The 17,891-nt window shown below is 40.1% G+C and carries 7 protein-coding genes; all 7 read right to left on the bottom strand.

What is annotated here, in order from left to right; all coding sequences use genetic code 11:
* Positions 1-9: 9 nt before the first annotated feature.
* The 7 genes from ABMY35_RS05480 to ABMY35_RS05450 all read right to left on the bottom strand — a co-directional run bounded on the left by ABMY35_RS05480 (position 10) and on the right by ABMY35_RS05450 (position 16,840).
* Positions 10-9,390: a hypothetical protein gene (locus ABMY35_RS05480; RefSeq protein ID WP_349285359.1), complete on the bottom strand. Its 9,381-nt coding sequence runs from the start codon at positions 9,388-9,390 to the stop codon at positions 10-12.
* 116 nt (positions 9,391-9,506) lie between these two features.
* Positions 9,507-10,496, bottom strand: a complete 990-nt coding sequence (locus ABMY35_RS05475) for a hypothetical protein (protein WP_349285358.1) — start codon at positions 10,494-10,496, stop codon at positions 9,507-9,509.
* Between the two features lie 2 nt (positions 10,497-10,498).
* Positions 10,499-11,437, bottom strand: a complete 939-nt coding sequence (locus ABMY35_RS05470) for an autotransporter outer membrane beta-barrel domain-containing protein (RefSeq protein ID WP_349285357.1) — start codon at positions 11,435-11,437, stop codon at positions 10,499-10,501.
* A gap of 306 nt (positions 11,438-11,743) precedes the next feature.
* Entirely contained in the window at positions 11,744-12,805 is a 1,062-nt protein-coding gene (locus ABMY35_RS05465) for an OmpA family protein (RefSeq protein WP_349285356.1), read from the bottom strand.
* A gap of 125 nt (positions 12,806-12,930) precedes the next feature.
* Positions 12,931-14,721 carry an ABC transporter ATP-binding protein gene (locus ABMY35_RS05460; RefSeq protein WP_349285355.1) on the bottom strand — a complete coding sequence of 597 codons (1,791 nt, stop codon included), beginning with the start codon at positions 14,719-14,721 and terminating at the stop codon, positions 12,931-12,933.
* Positions 14,721-16,142, bottom strand: a complete 1,422-nt coding sequence (locus ABMY35_RS05455) for a protein adenylyltransferase SelO family protein (RefSeq protein WP_349285354.1) — start codon at positions 16,140-16,142, stop codon at positions 14,721-14,723. Before ABMY35_RS05455 ends, ABMY35_RS05460 begins: the two co-directional genes overlap by 1 nt.
* The gene (locus tag ABMY35_RS05450; RefSeq protein ID WP_349285353.1) at positions 16,142-16,840 is read right to left on the bottom strand and encodes a DNA-3-methyladenine glycosylase I; all 699 of its coding nucleotides are present in this window, start codon (positions 16,838-16,840) and stop codon (positions 16,142-16,144) included. The genes ABMY35_RS05455 and ABMY35_RS05450 overlap by 1 nt, the downstream gene beginning before the upstream one ends.
* Positions 16,841-17,891: the final 1,051 nt, after the last annotated feature.

Here is a 17,891-nt window from a genome sequence, read left to right as displayed (position 1 = left end):
CACTGCTTATTACTGCGCTACAAACTCAACCTTAATTTCACAGATATCAGTTACAGGTCCAACTGTAAGTGTCGTGCCATCTAAAGAGAACTCGCCACGACAGCCTGTTACACTCTCCACAACGGAGTTGTTATTAGTGTATAAGTTGACCATTTTACTGCTATCAGGACCTAAGAAAAACTCAGTGTCATATACGTATCCATCGCCTGTTGTAGCAATAACCACAGGATAAGCTTTGTGATAGTATAGATTATAATAACCTAACTCATTTTTAAGCCTTTCAAACTCTCCAGCGGTCTCATCAGATATAGGTGTTGGGTCAAAGTTTAGACTTACCCCCTTGTCTTCAATTGAATCAATACCTGTTACAGTTGATATGTGTGTCCAAGATGCGTTAACGTAATTCAACTTAGTGTTAGCTTCTAGAGCCAGACTCTTGATTGGGTTATTTTGAATTTGCAGCTCTGTCAGCGCAATATTTTTGCTCACATCTACAGCTGAAAGTTGGTTTTCTTCTGCCAACAACTTTTGAAGCAATAGGTTAGAAGTAAGTAATAGTTCACTTAGGCTATTACCATTCACTTCAAGTATTTCAAGCTGTGAGAATGACTCGGCATTAAACTTAGTTAAGTCGTTATTACTTAAAACTAGCTCTTTTAAGCCCGTAAATTGCGCAAGGTTTAATTGCGCTAATTCAGTATCATCAAGTTGATTCTCTGATAGAGATAAACGCTCAAGCTGCTCAGGGATCGCTAAAGTTAATTCAATTAGTGGCTGATCTGTATTACGACCATTTAAAGTTAGCTCTTTCAAAGAGGCAACCGATGATAGGTCTACTTTCTGCGTGGTTAAATAGTTCAATTCCAAGTTAGTCAGATTAGTAAAAGCACTTAATTCATTGAAACTTTGAATGTCATAGCCCCAACAATTTAGCGCTTTAACTTGCTCTGTCTTAATAAAGTTAGAATAATTCACACAATCCATAAGAGGCTGATTATCTGACGTGATACCGGCTTTATCAGCGAGCGCTACTTTATCTACAAACTTGATATCTAACGTACATGCTTGAGTGATAGGTTTGACAATCAAATGGTTTGCATCTACTAACTCAAACTGACCATCACACCCTTCGATAGTGCCTATCTCAAGCCCATCATTCGGATAAATATATAGATCTAAGTTAGTTTCACCATCACTGTGGTACTTACCACTATCTCCCCACGCTTGGGTGGTATCAAAATTCACCATAATAGGGTAAGAGAGTGAGTAAGATATGTAATAGCCTTCACCTTTAAGTCGTTCAAACTCATCAACCATTTCTTGCGTTAATGGGTTTGAGTAGAAATTAAGACTTTGCAGCTTATCTACATCAAGAAATTCAATACCAATTACAGTGTCAATAAACGCATTGCTTGCATTAACACGCTGAAGTGCCAAGTTATTACTTACATCTAACTGACTCAACTGAGTTTCATACACTTCTAACTCTCGCAACTGAGTGTTTTCAGCAAGGTTTAGCTCAGTTAATGGGTTATTTCCTAAATGCAACGACTGCAGTTGAACGTTTGTCTTCAAATCAACCGCTGTGACTTGGTTATCTGAAATGTCTAACGCTTCAAGTTCGGTTAACACTGAAGTATCAAGCTGTGTTAACTGATTGCCGCGTAAACGCAGCTCTTTTAAAGCAATAAACCTAGAAATATTTAACGTCGCCAGAGCATCATCGTTGAGGTCCATGTACTCAATCACGAAAGATTCCAGCAATTCAGGGTTGGTTAGTTTTAACTCTGAAGGAGACTGCCCATACCTGAAATAAAGAGATCTCAGATTAGCCAAACCAGTTAAATCAAGCACTGATTGTTGGTTGTCATATAACTCTAGCGTATGTAGATTTTCAAACTTACTTAACTCTGCAAAGTTCTCCACGTTATAGACACTACAACTAAGTGACTTAACTTGTTCTGTTTTAATATAATTTGTATTGTCCACGCACTGCGCTAATGACTCATTAGTAATGCCTGCCTTTTCTGACAATGGTGTCGCTTTTACAAACGATACGTCCAGCGTACACGCTTCTGAAATTGGCCCTACAATTAAACGGCTTGCGTCCAGTAGTTCATATTGTGACGCATCACAACCCGTAGCCGTAATTTCACCCACTTCAAAACCATCGTTCGCATTTAAGTAAACTTCTCTCGTCTTATCTTTCGGTAAGAAAACTTTACTATCATACGTATAGCCATTGTCGTCGGTATTAATAGTTACCGGGTAAGCGATTGAATAATAAATATTATGGTAGTCTTCATAGTCGCGCAGACGCTCTATTTCAGCAACCATATCCTCAGACAGTGGCGTATTATCCAAATTGATATGTACCCAGTTTTTCAAGTACTCAATACCTGAAACTGATTGCAAGCTTGACTCATAAGCATATAAGCCATCTAAACGTACATTGGCACTAACATCTAGTTCTGTTAATGCCGTTCTTTGTAGGTGCAGCTGTCTTAAGAAGGCATTGCTCGACGTATCAAGACTGACAAGTGGGTTATTGTCGGCTTTTAACTCTTCTAAAAGCGTATTACCCGTAATCACCAACTCTTTAATGTCGTTATAATACACACTTAAGTATTCAAGCTGAGTTAGAGGTGACGCATCAAATTTAACTAGCGCATTATCATTGAGCTCTAAGCGTTTTAAGTTAGTTAAAGCTGAAATACCTGAGTTATCAAGCGTCTCATTGGTTAAATTAAGACCATTTAAAATTAACTCTTCTAGTTTCTCTGATTGAGGCAATGTTAAGTTGGTTAAGTTATAACTGTTAGACACGCTCAGAGTTGAAAGGTTAGATAATTTAGATAAATCTAATGCATCTGATTGAACATCATACACTTCAAAACTTGTCAGTGTAGTGACATTAGCTAATTCAGAGAAATCTAGAATTTCACCACCGTAGCAACCTAAGCTTTTTACTTGCTCTTTCCAGATGTAGTTTGAGTTATTTACACACGAATATAAGCCTGCATCCTGAATATCTAGTTCTTTTGCCAGATCGATTGCTGGACCAAATTCAATTGTGAGATCACAACTTTGAGTATTTTCATCAAATACCAAAGTGTCGGCTTGCAATTTAAGTTGACTTGCATTGAACAGAATGTTCGCTTGGCTTGCTCTGTCTTCTGCAATACCACAGCCTGACAGGCTAGCTACTTGGAAACCGTTATTTGCATAAACTGACGTATAGTAGTGCTCGCCTTCACCTAAAATAACTTGCAGCTCATGTACATCACCGTCATTACCAGGTTTTAAGTTAACCGTATAAATACGTGAATAATACAAGTTGAAATAGATGTCAGAAAGGTATTCAAGATCTGCCACGGCTTCGTTCGTGAATGGATTTCTCTCAAAGTATAACCCCGCCCATTTATCACTGATATTCTCAATACCAGTGACTACTGTGAGCTGATTCGAATTTGCATTCACATGATGTAGCTGCGTATTGTTACTGAGGTCCAAGCTGGTTAGCGCATTGTCATATACTTCTAACTCTTTTAACTCAGTGTTACTACTAATATCCACTTCAGTTAGTTGGTTATATGACGCGTTCAAATACATCAACTTAGTATTACCTGATATATTTAACTCAGATAACTGATTGTTTCTCAATGACAAACGCTCTAGTTGCTGCAATTGAGACACATCAAGCTCAGTCAATTGATTGTCATTTAGCTCTAACTCTTTTAGTTTCTTAAACTGAGCCAGATTCAAGCTTTCAAGCGCAATATCATCAAGTGTGCCGTATCGTATAACTAACCTAGTCAACTGCTCTGCGTTGTTAAGCGTGATCGAGTTTAATGGCATTTGATAATTATTACTTATCTCAAGCGATGTTAAATGCTCTAAAGCAGATAAGTCTAAGGCTTCAACTGTAAGGTTTTGCAATTCCAATGAGTGAAGTGCAGGTAACTTTGATAGTGGACTAAAGTCTTGAATACCTTGCCAGCAGTTCAAGTGCTTCACTTGCTCTTTCCAGATATAGTTCGAATTATTCAAACACTCTGTGAGTGCAACATTGTCTTCAGGAATTTCAAGTTTAGTCGCAAGCGGCACCGCCTCAGTAAACTCAACATTGATAGTACATGCCTGTGTCACTGAGGTGATTTCTAAGTGTTTCGCATTCAGAAGTGTTACTTGGTCATTTTCTGCATCACAACCTGAAATACTTGCTACTTCATACCCTTCATCTGGCTGGATATACACACTTACCGGCTCCTGACCTACAAGTACTTCAGTGTCATTCACCTGTCCATTTTCACCTGCGCTGATAGTAACTAATTGCGCACGAGAGTAATGGATATTGTTAAACCCTTCTTCTTGTTTTAAGCGCTCTAGCTCATCGACCGTTTCATCTGAAAGCGGGTTGTTATGGAACTCAAAATAACCCCATTTACGTTCGCTATTCTCTAAACCAGTAACAGTTACTAGACCTGTGCTATCTGCATAAATATTGTCAATCAATGTGTTATTGCTGACATCTAGACTTTCAATATCGTTAAACGAGATACCAAGTTTTTCTAGCATTGTATTATTGCTAACATCAATCTGCGTTAATTCATTGTCAACAACCCAAAGAGAAATTAAGTCTAGGTTATTAGACAAATCAATTGATGTCAGCTCATTGTGAGAGACAGAAAGATACTGCAATTGCTCAAAGACAGATGGATCAAGCTTAGTGATAACATTGGCATCTAAGTCAAGATGTTGTAGATTGATATATTCATTCAGCCTCAAGCCTTCAAGTTGAGCATCACTCAGTCTATTACCACGCAATGACAGTGCAATAATATTTTCTGGGGCAGCCACGGTTAAGCTGTTGAATCTTTCATTGTAGCTGTAGTCGATGCTCACACTGGTTAACGCTGTTAACGCAGATAGATCGACATCAGCAATATCAATGTTATGTAAATCAATACTCTCTAAGTTAGGGAATACTGCAAGTTCAGCTAAGTTATTTATGCCATTATATTGATGATCACATTGTAGCGCTGTGACTTCATCTAAAGCCCAGAAACGTCGTTCATGTGACTGCTTATCAACACAAATCGCCAGTTTTTCATCAGTGATCGAAGCCTGCTCTGACAGTGGCGTAAACTCTTCGAAGCTTGCTGTGATCGTACAATCGCTGGTCAGGGCATCGATAACATAATCGCCACCATCTCTGTAACCATTACACCCTTCGATTGCTTTTGGTGCAAAGCCATAGTCAGGTCTGATTTCGAATCTAACTGTGTCGCCATGACGGTATATATGGTCACTGTCATACATATCCGTTAACTTGCCATTCACGTCAGACTCAATAGTCACTTCGTAGGCTGGTTTTTCTTTTACCAGTGTTACTTTATCGTCTTCTTGACAAGCAAAGCCCTGCTCATAACGACAAACTACAATTCCATTTTGATCGTTATCAACCAACTCGATTACATAGTCGCTGTCTTCTAGCGGCTCGTAGTAGTTAAGTTTGCCGCCAGCAAGTTCAAGATGACGAGTTTCTTCCTCATCCAAACTTAAGAAGAATTGTGACTCCTCTTGCTCAGCGTCATATTCACTATAGAATCGCCATTCTACTGCTGAATCTGGCAGTATCTCAAACAAACGACCATATAGATTATTTTCATTAAACTCAGTGACTTTTGTTGAACCTGTAAATTCAACCGTCCAGAGCAAAGAAGCTGCACTAACTAATTCACCTGTACCTTGATAATTATAACGATTCCACACCCTTTCAATGAAGTAACGATTTTCATCTTGCGCAATTAAACGATAATCTACTTGAGTATTTAAAGCGCATGATGGAGATGCCTGTTCACAATGTGCTTGATGCGTATTAAAATCTCGATATAGATATCTAGTGTAACCGTTATCATCAAAGACACCTTGTGGGCCAAAACTCGACATCAAACTGCCAATATGACCATCTTCATAGATGATATACCCGCTGCTAGTTGCATCTTCTAATTCACCATAAGTCTGATAATGCGCACCAACAAAGTTATCTTTGGTAATTGTAATGTCACCACGCTCTACCATCAGCGCTGCACCCGACGCAATTAAACGCCCTTCACTGTCAAACTCTTTGGCGATAGCTTGTAAGCCAACACTGATGTCTTTAGTATTAACAAGCTGAACTTGATTACCATCTTCTAAGTTAAAGGTCAGAACATCATTCTCATCAATTGACCAAGTGGCCATTTCAGTTTCAGATTCTTCAATACTGCGAACTTCTGCACTACCGCCTTCAGCAAATTTAATCGCAACAACATCATCAAATACCGATAAGCTCCACTCTTTACCCGCAAGTTCAGGGAAAGGTACACCTAACTCACTGGTATTAAATGCAAACGTGTTAAAGCTATTTGGGCGAGACTCTTTATCGGTTGGTTGACCATCTTGAGAGTTATAACGAGTTATATTGGCAGTAAACTCATACTCTTGCTCTTTTGCATCAACAATTTCGAACTCAATGCTCTCAAGTACATCTTTCCAGCCTTGAAAGTAACCTAAATAATCATTATTCCAAGTGATAAGCTCTTCAATTGGTGTGACCTTGATTACACCTTCTTCGTCGCTCCATAGCGCATCGACCGAATAGTTTGAACTTGACAAAGTCGCCGTGCCATCATTCTTCAGAGTCACTTGATAAACGCTGCTACGATAGTAGTCTGGGTTGTAGAAGGTTAATTCACTGATCACGCCATCACTCGATGCGTCAGCCTCTTTAAAGCTAACGTCAACTTGACAGTTTTCGGTGAGTTCACCAATTAGGTATTGTCTGCCCTGCAGCGTTCCATTACAGCCTGTGACCTGATCAATGGCAAAACCAAAATCAGGTAAAATTGACAATGCTATATGCTCGTCATAAAGCAGCTTAGCCTGCTCTGGCGTCACTTTACCGTTTTCACCTACATTGGTTTCAACTGTAAAGCTCGGTTTAGCAGTGTTGAGTGTTAACAGGTTTGTGTCTGAATCACAGCCTTTAGACTTATCGAAAAGGCACACAGATAATGAACCGGCTTCATACCCTTCTAATGAAATGCGATATGTAACGCCATCGGTATAGGTGTACTCAAGCGCACCTTCAACAAGTTGTGCGACATAAGTTACGCCATCAATGGTCACGCTATAGCTATTGTCAGCGTTTGGCGAGATAGATAACTCTGCGTATTTTTCTCCATCGAAGTAATTTAATGTGGCATCAAATGCCAACATTTCAGCTTCGAATTCATCATATGCAAGATCTGTCTTTTCATATATATACAGCCCTGCATCTGACAACTCTAATTCGCCTAGGCTGTTTGCACGCCACTCTTGGTGATAACCAAACCAGATTTCGTCATCCGTATTCAGAATTTCTAGTTCGCTTCTGTAGTAGGCCGTACAGTTTTCTTCGCTGGTATCACAGAAATCTACGTTTTCACCATCAAGACTATAAATACCACGATGAATGATACCATCTTCAACCCTTGCCACTATTGGTGTACGGCTTAAACCCGCTTCCACACTTAGATCTGGTAGAATATTGACATCATAGTCGTCCATTGTATGGCCTAAACCAACGCGCCAACGACCAACAATATTTTCCTCATTGATTTCGACGTCATCTAGCTTAACAAAAAGACCATAGAAGGTTTCTTTCTTACCGCTGTTATCTAAACCAACGGCTTGATAAACTGCATCTTCTTTCCACTCTTTCGTGAGCCAGAAAGTAATAACCTGTTCAGTGCCTTCATCGTTGTAGGTAATGGTTAATTGGCCATTTGCATCAAGCGTCCAACCTAAAGTAGAGCCATCGTCGTCAGAAATATTACCTTCAGAGTCAATCGTAAAAACGAATACTTCATCGTCTTGCTGGTTGTCATTGAAGCTTTGAATTGCCCATGTGCCTTGCCATGCCTGCGCATCAAGCGCAAAGGTCTCTGATTTTTTGAATAGATTCGCTACGCCTAAAAGAGGACCGGAACTGATAACGCTTTTTTGTTCACCGTTTTCGTACTGTTCAACATCAGCCTTACTGATTTCAATAACTGTGAACGCATCTTTATCTTCTAATAACGAAAACTCGAGTGATGAGAGTCTCTTCTCGTACTTTTTATCTCCATCAGTCCAACTGTCAAGCAGCAGATTGTCTTCAGTTAAGTCAACCTTTACGACACCGTCGATGACTTGCCATGTGGTCTTTACAGCTTGGCTAGCTGAAATAACCGCTTCACCAGAAGTAGCACCGTCATCTGCACCGTTTAAGGTAAGGTGGATTGCTCGGTTGTTATACGCACGCGGCTTATTAATAATAAAGTCACCAAGTAAGCTTCCTGACACGGCTTCAAGTAGCTCTTCATCTTCTTTAATGTCTTTAAGTGCCTTTTCTAAAACTTCAGGTTGAGTTTTCTGAATTTCAGTTTTCGTTTTTTCTGCATTTTCTTCGCTTGTAACAAGGTCAAGCGTTGTTTTAACGTCATCAGGTAACTCAACACCATAATCAACAACCGTTTTGATCAATGCTGCTAATTCTAATTTTTCTTGCGCATCGATACCTTTAAGGCGGCTTTCTAACTCACCTTCATTTTGTGGTGCTCCACCATCACGCTGTAATAGCGCATACTCAGCTGTTGATACGTTAGTAACATTAACCGCAAAGCTTTCTTCTTTTGTTAAAACGGCATCATCACCCGCCAAACTTTGTAGTGTGTTGGTTGAAGGCAACTGAGATTTAAACTCAACAAATGATTTAGTCGAGTCTGGTTGACCCTTAGCTGTTAAAGTAACAAGCTGATCAACTTCACTTTCATCTACAATAGCAGTAATTGAATAAGCGCCTTTGTCATCCGCTTGAGCATCCATAGTGCTATTACCCGCAGTCACAGTGACTAATGCATTTTCAATTGGCCCGTCGGTTACAATACCTGTGATCGTCACACTGGAAACTTTGCGCTTGATTGTGACAGATTGCGTCGAAGAAGCTGTGCTACCGTCATCATCGGTAACAGTTACCGTAAAGCCTACTGTTATATCTTCAGATATATCAGGCACGGTGAAAGTCGCAGACTCTGAATCTGTGTTTTGAGGTTTTAAATCTAGTTGAGAATCATGAGTCCAAGAAAAAGACTCAACAGAACCATCTTCATCACTTGCAGTTGCCTTTAGTGTAAAAGCAACTTGCTCTTTGGCTTCTGTCAGTGCCTCTATAGTGACGGTCGGTTTTTTATTTTCAGGGGCCGGAGGCGGGGTACCGCCACCACCAGAATCCGGAGTATCATCACTCCCTCCTCCACAGCCAGTGAGCATTAAACTTGTCGATAACAAGCTCAGTGCGAACTTTCTTGATAGATGCATACGCATTGTGGTCTCCATTTCCAAATATGTATGCAAGGGCAAATTCCATATCAATAGAATTTGTAAGTCCCTTTGCAAATATATTTTATATTGTTATGAAATTATTGAAGTATTTTAAATTATTATAATGCTTTTTTCAGTTCATTTAATTGATCTGAAAAGCTTAAATGTCTTAAGTCTCCCAACCCAGCTTTTTGAGTTAGTTGAAATAACTGTGTTTCAAGCGCCAGAAGTTGTGCCTCTACACTTTCGCTCTTAAGTGCCTGCTCTCGAGATTTATGCTCAGAGAAAAGGCTGTTAACACGTTGTATTTGCAGCTCAGCAAGTCGCGTTTTATCTTTAATCCCGTCATAGTCTCGAACATTATTTCTTGCAAAAGCTTGGGCTGTTTCGGCAGTGTCTTTTACATCGGCATACACAGATGGCAAAACCTCTGATTTTTCTGAATTAGCTAATGACTTTAACTTTGAAAACACTTCGCCTAAATAAAACTGCTCTACAGCATCTTGTTCGAGGTTATGTAAGCGCTGACTAAATTCAGGCAGATACTCCTCAACTTTGGCTTGTTCACCTTCAATTAAAAGCGCTTTCAATTCATCATGGCGCTCAACTAATTGTGTATATTGTTTAGAAAAGTTCTTTTGCGTTTCAATATTGTCCAAAACTAAAAAGTGCGCCCTTATCGGTTCAAGAACAGCAACGATGGCATTTTTTGAATTCTCAGCACTTGTGATCAGCGCAATGATATTTTGTGACTGCTCCATGACTTCATCAGCAACCGTATTCGAAGAAAATAAAGATGCTTTATCTAAGGCCCTTTCAGGCTTAGCCTGAAGCTCAGCAAACTCTTCTTGTAAATCACTCCAAATTTTATTGGCATCTTTAACGCGCTCAGGATCATAGTCACTTAATGACTGAGACGAGGCATTTTGCATCACTGTTTGAGCCGATGTGTAAGCCTCTTGAGCTTTGCTATAGGCTGCTTGAACTTGTGCTTGATCGACTTGTTTACTGCCGACTAAATCACCTAACCCTCCAGGAACAGCGTCGAGTGTTTTACAACCAGACAGGGACAAAGCGGTTATGGCTACAACAATCGCTGTTCTTCTCATTTTTAATAGCTCCATTGTACACCCGCTGAAATTGATACATTTTCAAATTTAATATTAGGTACTGTTCTACGACGACCATCTACTTCTTCTGAAATTTTATCGCGCTCTTTATATTGCGCATCTACGCCAACCATCAATGCAATATGGTCCATAAGTTGATAACGTACACCCGCTCTGCCCATTACTCCCCAACCATTGAAGCTATCTGTTAGTGTCACAGATTCAATACTGGTATTTTGAGTTCGAGAGTAAAATGGCGTGCTTATTTCTGTTTCTGCATACCAACTCACATTATTGAAAGTGTCGGCCAAACGGCTATCGTAACGAATACCTACTGCGCCTAAAATACCCATCTGGTCTTCGGTAATAGAAATAACCGGGGTTAAATAACTCGGGTTGTTAGCAAGAATATCAGTCGCCTCTTTGCGCTGTCCTGGTAAATCGAACCTTGGTAAATCCTCTCCCTCACCTAGCGCTTTTAAAGCTTCATCAAAACTGTTTGCACCAGCCCCTAGTTTAAAGCTTGAACGAGTAAAGCTAGACGTATGAATGCGTGTTCCAAAAGTTAGCTGCACTGATTTGCTTAAGTTATAGGCCATAGACAAAGCAATTTCATTCGCTTTAATTTTAAAGTCATTTTGCTGAACATCACCAAACTCCTCAGCCGTCCATACTTCAGTGTCAATAGACGTTGCAATAGTTGCGGCACTGGCAATATAAAACCCCCAGTCGTCATCAATACCAGTATAAGAAAGCTGACGAATAGCAGGGTTAGTAACAGAAGCCTTTTGTTTTAAATCCGTAATACCTGCGACATTGTTTAATTGCTCGTTATAGTCAATGGACTCGAAACCTAAACGCACTTCACTAAAAGATGGATTCGGAGCAGCAACGGCAGAAGTTGAAAGTAGAATACTAGAAAGGAGAAAAGCCTTTTTCATAATTAAACCTTGAGCTAAAAGTGAGTAATTCAAGGTTAAGTGTAGCCCAATCCCTGATTACAACTTATTACATTTGTTGAATAATTTTAATACACCCAAGCACTTAGTCAAGAAAGATTATTAACAGAAGCTTAATAAAGTAAGACAGCCCGGATACGCTTACATCAATAATTAAGTCATTAATGGAATTGTTAACTTCTTACTTAAACAAGTTGCTTATTAAGAGTTTTTAACTTAAACAACCTGAAAATATTGTACAAAAAAGCCAGCATAAGCTGGCTTTAGTATTTATCAGCGCTCTTTATTTTAGCGCTTCACTTTTACACGTTTAACCGAAATCAATTTCGCTTCTACACGTCTATTTTGTGCATGTGCTTCTTCAGTATTAGCTGTGTTCTTTAAGCGCTCCTCACCGTAACCGATTGCGCTCACTCGACTCGCGTCAATACCTTCTTCGATTAGCTGCTTCGCAACTGAATCTGCACGCTTTTGAGATAGCCATTTATTATATTCTGCCTTACCAACTGCAGATGTGTGCCCTTCTAAACGTACGGTCGTCTCAGGGAATTCATTTAAGAAATTCACTACAGCATCAATGTCATTTAAATATTGCTGAGAAACAGCTGAGTTATTATTCGGGAAGCGTACTAATAGGCTCACTGCCACTTCTTCATCCTTATAAAGCGTGCAACCACTCGCATCTACTGCATCTGTCATAGGCGTATTAGCACAGCGATCTTCAGCATCAATAATGCCATCTTTGTCTGCATCTTTAGGAGCTTGAACAACAGGCTTTGGTTCAGGCTTAGCAATTGGTGCTGGTGCAGGAGTTGCTTTAACAGGCTTTGAAGAAGTAGCGCCAAACGCATAGTTAATACCTAATTTTGCACCTACATCTGTATAACCGCGATCTAAACCTTGGTAGAGTGCTGTTTCAGCATTTACAAATAAGTTATCAGTTAAATGATGACGATAGCCTGCACCTACATTAGCAAATGTATTTGATGTAAAAGCATCGATTGATTTCAGGCCAAACAATGCATAGAAAGGACCACCATCAAAGTGATAAAGTCCGTCAACACCAAAACGATCGCCACTTAAAGAACCTGTTTTTGAACCGGACAAATCAAAATCCATATCAGCGTACTCTAAACGTGCACTCCAATAGTCGTTAAAACGATAACCTAGCTCTGCACCCCATGATGTTGAGTCGTCAACATTTACACCCGCTGCATCTCGCATTTGTTGCCACTTAGCTTTGTAGTAATCGCCGAATACACCAAGGTATACACCTTCCTTTTGCTCTTTAGCATTAACTGCCGATGTAGCTAGAATAGCTACTGCAAGGCTTAGCATTTTAAATTTCATTATCATTCCCCATTTATAATCAAGATAAGCAACTCAGTTCGTCGCTTGTGTGTGATTATAGTAGAAGAGCCAAGCTTAATCTTTACTTAATACTTTAATATTAAATTGTTCATTCAACATTCACATTACAACTGATGAGAAAATAGCGTCTGATATAAACCTTCTTGCCTTATCAGTGTGTTATGCTCACCGAACGCTGATACTTCACCATCATCTAATACATAGATCAAATCAGCTTGAGAAATTGCGCTTAGCCTATGAGCAATAATCAGAGTTGTTCTATTTTTTAAAAACTGAGTTAAGTTACGATGAATTTTTGCTTCTGTCTCTATATCTAATGCCGATGTTGCTTCATCTAGAATAACCACTTTAGGATCTGCTAATACCATTCTAGCGATTGCTAAGCGCTGTTTTTGACCACCTGATAAACGCACTCCATTACGGCCAATTAAAGCATCTAGTTGTTCATCTAGTTTTTCTATGGTTTCAGTTAGTTCAGCAGTGGCCAAAGCTTGCCACAGTTGCTCATCAGTAAACTGACCGCCCATTGATAGGTTTTCTCTCACTGAGGCATTCAGCATAACGGGTTGCTGCAGTACGGTCGCAACATGCTCTCTGACTTGTAGATAACCAATTTGCTCTATTTGCTTATCATCAATAAAAATGCTGCCAGATTGCTTCTCATATAAGCCTAATAGCAATTGCACTAACGTTGACTTACCGCCGCCAGAAACAGCGACAACCGCCACTTTCTTACCCGCCGGAATGTGCATGGAAACATTTTTGAGCACCGGCTGCTCGCTGTGATAACCAAAGTTAACCTGCTCAAAACGAATATCTACTTGCGGGTTGTTAAATGCTTGAATACTTGGAGCCGATGCAGGTTTCTCTGTTTCAAAGGCAAAGACTTGGTTCAGTCGCTGTAATGCAGCGGATGCACCATAGTAGGCATATTGCATACCTAATAGCTCTTGTACTGGCCCCATCATAAACCATAGGTAACCAAACACCGCGAAAATTTGCCCAACCGTTAAATCGGCAAATACCACCATGATCATCGCAATGGCTCTAAATACCTCAAAACCGAGTAGGAAAATTGTGAAACTAAGACGACTAACTGCATCAGTCTTCCATTGAGATTGAACAGAATAATGCTTTAGATCTTTTGCTGTTGCTTTTACTTGCTCGAAATATTTGCCTTCACGACGAATCGCTTTTAACTGGGCAATCGCATCTAAAGTTTCTACCAGTGAAGATTGAAAGGCCTCAAATGCGCCATTTTCTTTTTTCTTTAGATCTTTAACACGTTTGCCAAACTGTCTTGAGAAATAAATAACAGCAGGGTTCAACAGAAGAATAATGGCTCCTAATGTTAAGTCTATCCAAAGCAAAATAACTGCGGTGCCAATAATAGTTAACAAGCTAATTAGAAACCGTGACAAGGTTTGGCTAATAAAGTTATCAAGTGTTTCAACATCTGTAATACAGCGAGAACTGATCGCGCCACCGCCTTGTATTTCATATTCTTTGAGTTGTACTAATGGCAAATGATTTAACAGCAAACTGCGAACTTGAAAACTGATGTCTTTTCCAATAATTGTAAATTGTCGAGATTGTAAAACACCCAATACCAATGCCGATAATCGCATCAGCACAACACTCAATAAAACAAAGAGAATATAGCCAACTGCATTGTGTACAGAATCAGGCAAAAGCGTATTCATAAACTCAATGGCTGCGCCTGGCTTTTCGAGTAGAACTTCATCTACTAATAAGGGCATCATTAAGGGTATAGGCACACTGACCAGTGCGGCCAATAGTGCAATGATATGGGCATAAATAAGCGACTTACGATGTGCAAGCACACCCTGTTTAATTGTTTGCCAAGTTAGCGGTTCACCAGAACTGATTTGCATTATGTACCACAGAAAGTTTGATAGGTTTCAGGTTTCGAATGACGCGCAGTAAATACTTGGTCATATTCTTGATAATCATATGGGTTATTTAACATAGGTAACCACTTTTCAAGTAAAGGGCTGTGTCCTTTTTCATAAAATTCCTCTATGACTTTTTCGACTAATTCATTACGCGGCACAATGGCTGGGTTTGCCTTTGACATCAAAGTAGCCACCTCGGCAACATCATATACTGAGATCCTTGTTTGCCATTTTGCTACCCATTCATGCAATTCTACAGGGAGCGTAAACAATACTTCTTTGTTTACTGCCAAGGAAGTCAATCCAGCAAAAGTATTGGTGTAATCTAGTTGGTGATTCTTCATTAACACCAACAATTCCGAGAGTAGGTCGCTATCTGAATCACGCCAATCTGGTAACCCTAATTTCTGTGCCCACATAGTATGATAGGCTGCGTTGAAAGACTTAGAAAAATCACTCAGCACACCGGTCAGCTTTTCGAGCGCCTGCTCTTCATCACACGCCATAATTAACATCAGAGATTCTGCTAAACGTGCACAATTCCAGTGGGCGATATTTGGTTGCTGACCAAATGCGTAGCGACCTTGTTTATCTATAGAGCTGAATACAGCATTGAAATCGAAAGCCTCAAGCATGGCGCACGGCCCAAAGTCGATGGTCTCGCCAGACACCAAACAATTATCGGTATTCATAACTCCGTGAATAAAGCCCACTCTTAACCAATCAATAATCAATGAGATTTGGTTGTTACAAACATGCTTTAAGAAATCACATACTCTATCATCACCTTCAAATTGAATTTGTGGGTAATGCCGCTTAATCGCAAGTTCTAATAAACGTTCCATACCCGATTTATCTTGCTGTAACGCTAAATATTGAAAAGAACCAACCCTTATATGGCTAGATGCCACACGGCAAACTACCGCACCTGGCACATAGCCCTGCCTATAAACATCATTACCTGTTGTGATTACAGACAAACATTCTGTCGTTTTAACCCCAAGTGACTGAATAGCTTGGCTCATCACAAACTCTCGAACTGCCGGGCCAAGCGCACAAAGGCCATCACCGCCACGAGAAAATGGTGTTGCCCCAGAACCTTTTAACTGTAAGTCAAAGGGGCTATTACTCTGAGTCGTTCCTAGGTAATGCGCTCTTCCATCACCAAGTGTTGGATTGAAATGACCAAATTGATGACCTGAATAGGCTAATGCAGATGCTGGAATGCCCTCAATGCTTCTTGTGCCAGAGAGATAAGAAAGCACTTCTTCTTCTTTCCAATTTAGCTCTAGTCTTTCAAATAGATCTTCGTTAAATAAAACAAGCTTGGCTGAACTTGGTTGAGCCATCGGATAATCAACAGCAAAACCTTCTGTAATTGCAGCATAATCATTTTGCATTATTCATTACCTTCTACATTCACGTAATTATCACCAACACTATAAGCAATAAGCTGGCTCAGCGCAGTTAAAGACCAACCACTTTCTTCTACTAGTTTATTAAAAAAAGATTGAATTGCAGTGAGAGATTTTTTTGTTTGCAAACCTCCATCAATGATTTTATGAGCTCTAAGGTAAGACTCTACATCTCGTGACAAAATGAAAGTATCTTTGCCCATCGCACGTAATGCGTAAGGTCCTGTATTGCCGCCTAATCGTGCACCCTGTTTCTTTAGTTCTGCCCAAAGGCCAATAATATTATCTTCAGGCCAGTCGGCGATAAACTTAGCAAATGAGCCGTGCTTTTGTGCAATTTCATAAATCATGTAGCAATTATGTGGAATCGTCTGTACTTTTTTAAAATTACGGATGATACGCTCATCTTGTGACTTTTCTTCTAGTTGTTCAGGCGACATCATCAATAGCGCATCAATATCAAACTGCCAAAAAACCTCTCTAAAACCCGGCCATTTCGCATTGATTACTGACCAATAAAAACCACTTTGAAATACTTTCTTAGTAAACGCTTCAAGCCAAAGCGAATCTGAGTGTGACAACAACTCTTGCTTCGTCAGTGGGGTAGATATCAACAACTTTAAATTTTGCTCACCTAACTTTCTTTCACATGCTCTTTCATAAATCTCTTTGAAGGATTCCAAACCCAATACCTTTCAATTAATTAAAACGCTTAATACGCTGAAGATCTCTAATGTGTTTAATGATAAAGGAATTAAGTGCAAAGTGTTAACCACAATGAGCGAAGCGAATACGTTTGCTTTGCGCAAGTATAGTGCAAAAGGTTTATGACAAGCGCGCAGCGCTAACATTCTTTTCGCACAAGGTGAGATAAACCAGTTTAGCTGGAGTTAAGGTTTTAGTTATTTACGCGTGTGAAAAGTGTTTCAGAATGAAGAGAGTAACTACTGTGAAAGCTGCTCACTTCGCCTTGTGCTTATGGTGCAAAATTAGCGACTGCGAACGAAGTGAACCCGCTCTTTTTACGCAAGGTGAGATAAACCAGTTTAGCCGGAATAGAGGGTTTAGTTATTTAGGCGTTTGAAAAGTGTTTCAGAATGAAGAGAGTAACTACTGTGAAAGTTGCTCATTCCACCTTGCGCTTATGGTGCAAAATTAGCGACTGCGAACGCAGTGAGAGCGCTTCATTTGCGCAAGTATAGTGCAAAAGGTTTATGACAAGCGCGCAGCGCTTACATTCTTTTCGCGCAAGGTGAGATAAACTAGTTTAGCTGGAGTTAAGGCCGTCTAGATTAAACGCGGTGAAGGTCGCTCATTTCACCTTGCGCTAATTCGTCTTTTTATCACCGAGCTTTGCCTCATCATCGTGCAGGACGATTTAGCACCCTAAACGCAAAAAACCCGCTGCATTGCTGCAACGGGTTTCTTTAATTGTCCGGGGCAACCTTTGCTGGCGATGTTCTACTTTCACATAGGAAGCCAGGCTGGCCGCGCCCACACTATCATCGACGCTATCGTGCAAAATTAGCGACTGCGAACGCAGTGAGAGCGCTTCTTTTGCGCAAGGTGCAGTTAGCTATTTTAGCAATTGCTGAGAGACTTAAAGAAAAAAAGCCCGACTCTTTCGAATCGGGCTTTCTCTAAATAGGTGCTTGGCAATGTTCTACTTTCACATGGGAGACCCACACTATCATCGACGCTGTTTCGTTTCACTTCTGAGTTCGGCATGGAGTC

The sequence above is a fragment of the Pseudoalteromonas sp. BZB3 genome (genome assembly GCF_040104455.1).
Taxonomy (GTDB): domain Bacteria; phylum Pseudomonadota; class Gammaproteobacteria; order Enterobacterales; family Alteromonadaceae; genus Pseudoalteromonas.
Note: the sequence above shows the minus strand (reverse complement) of the source record. Positions and strands in the feature narration are given on the sequence as shown.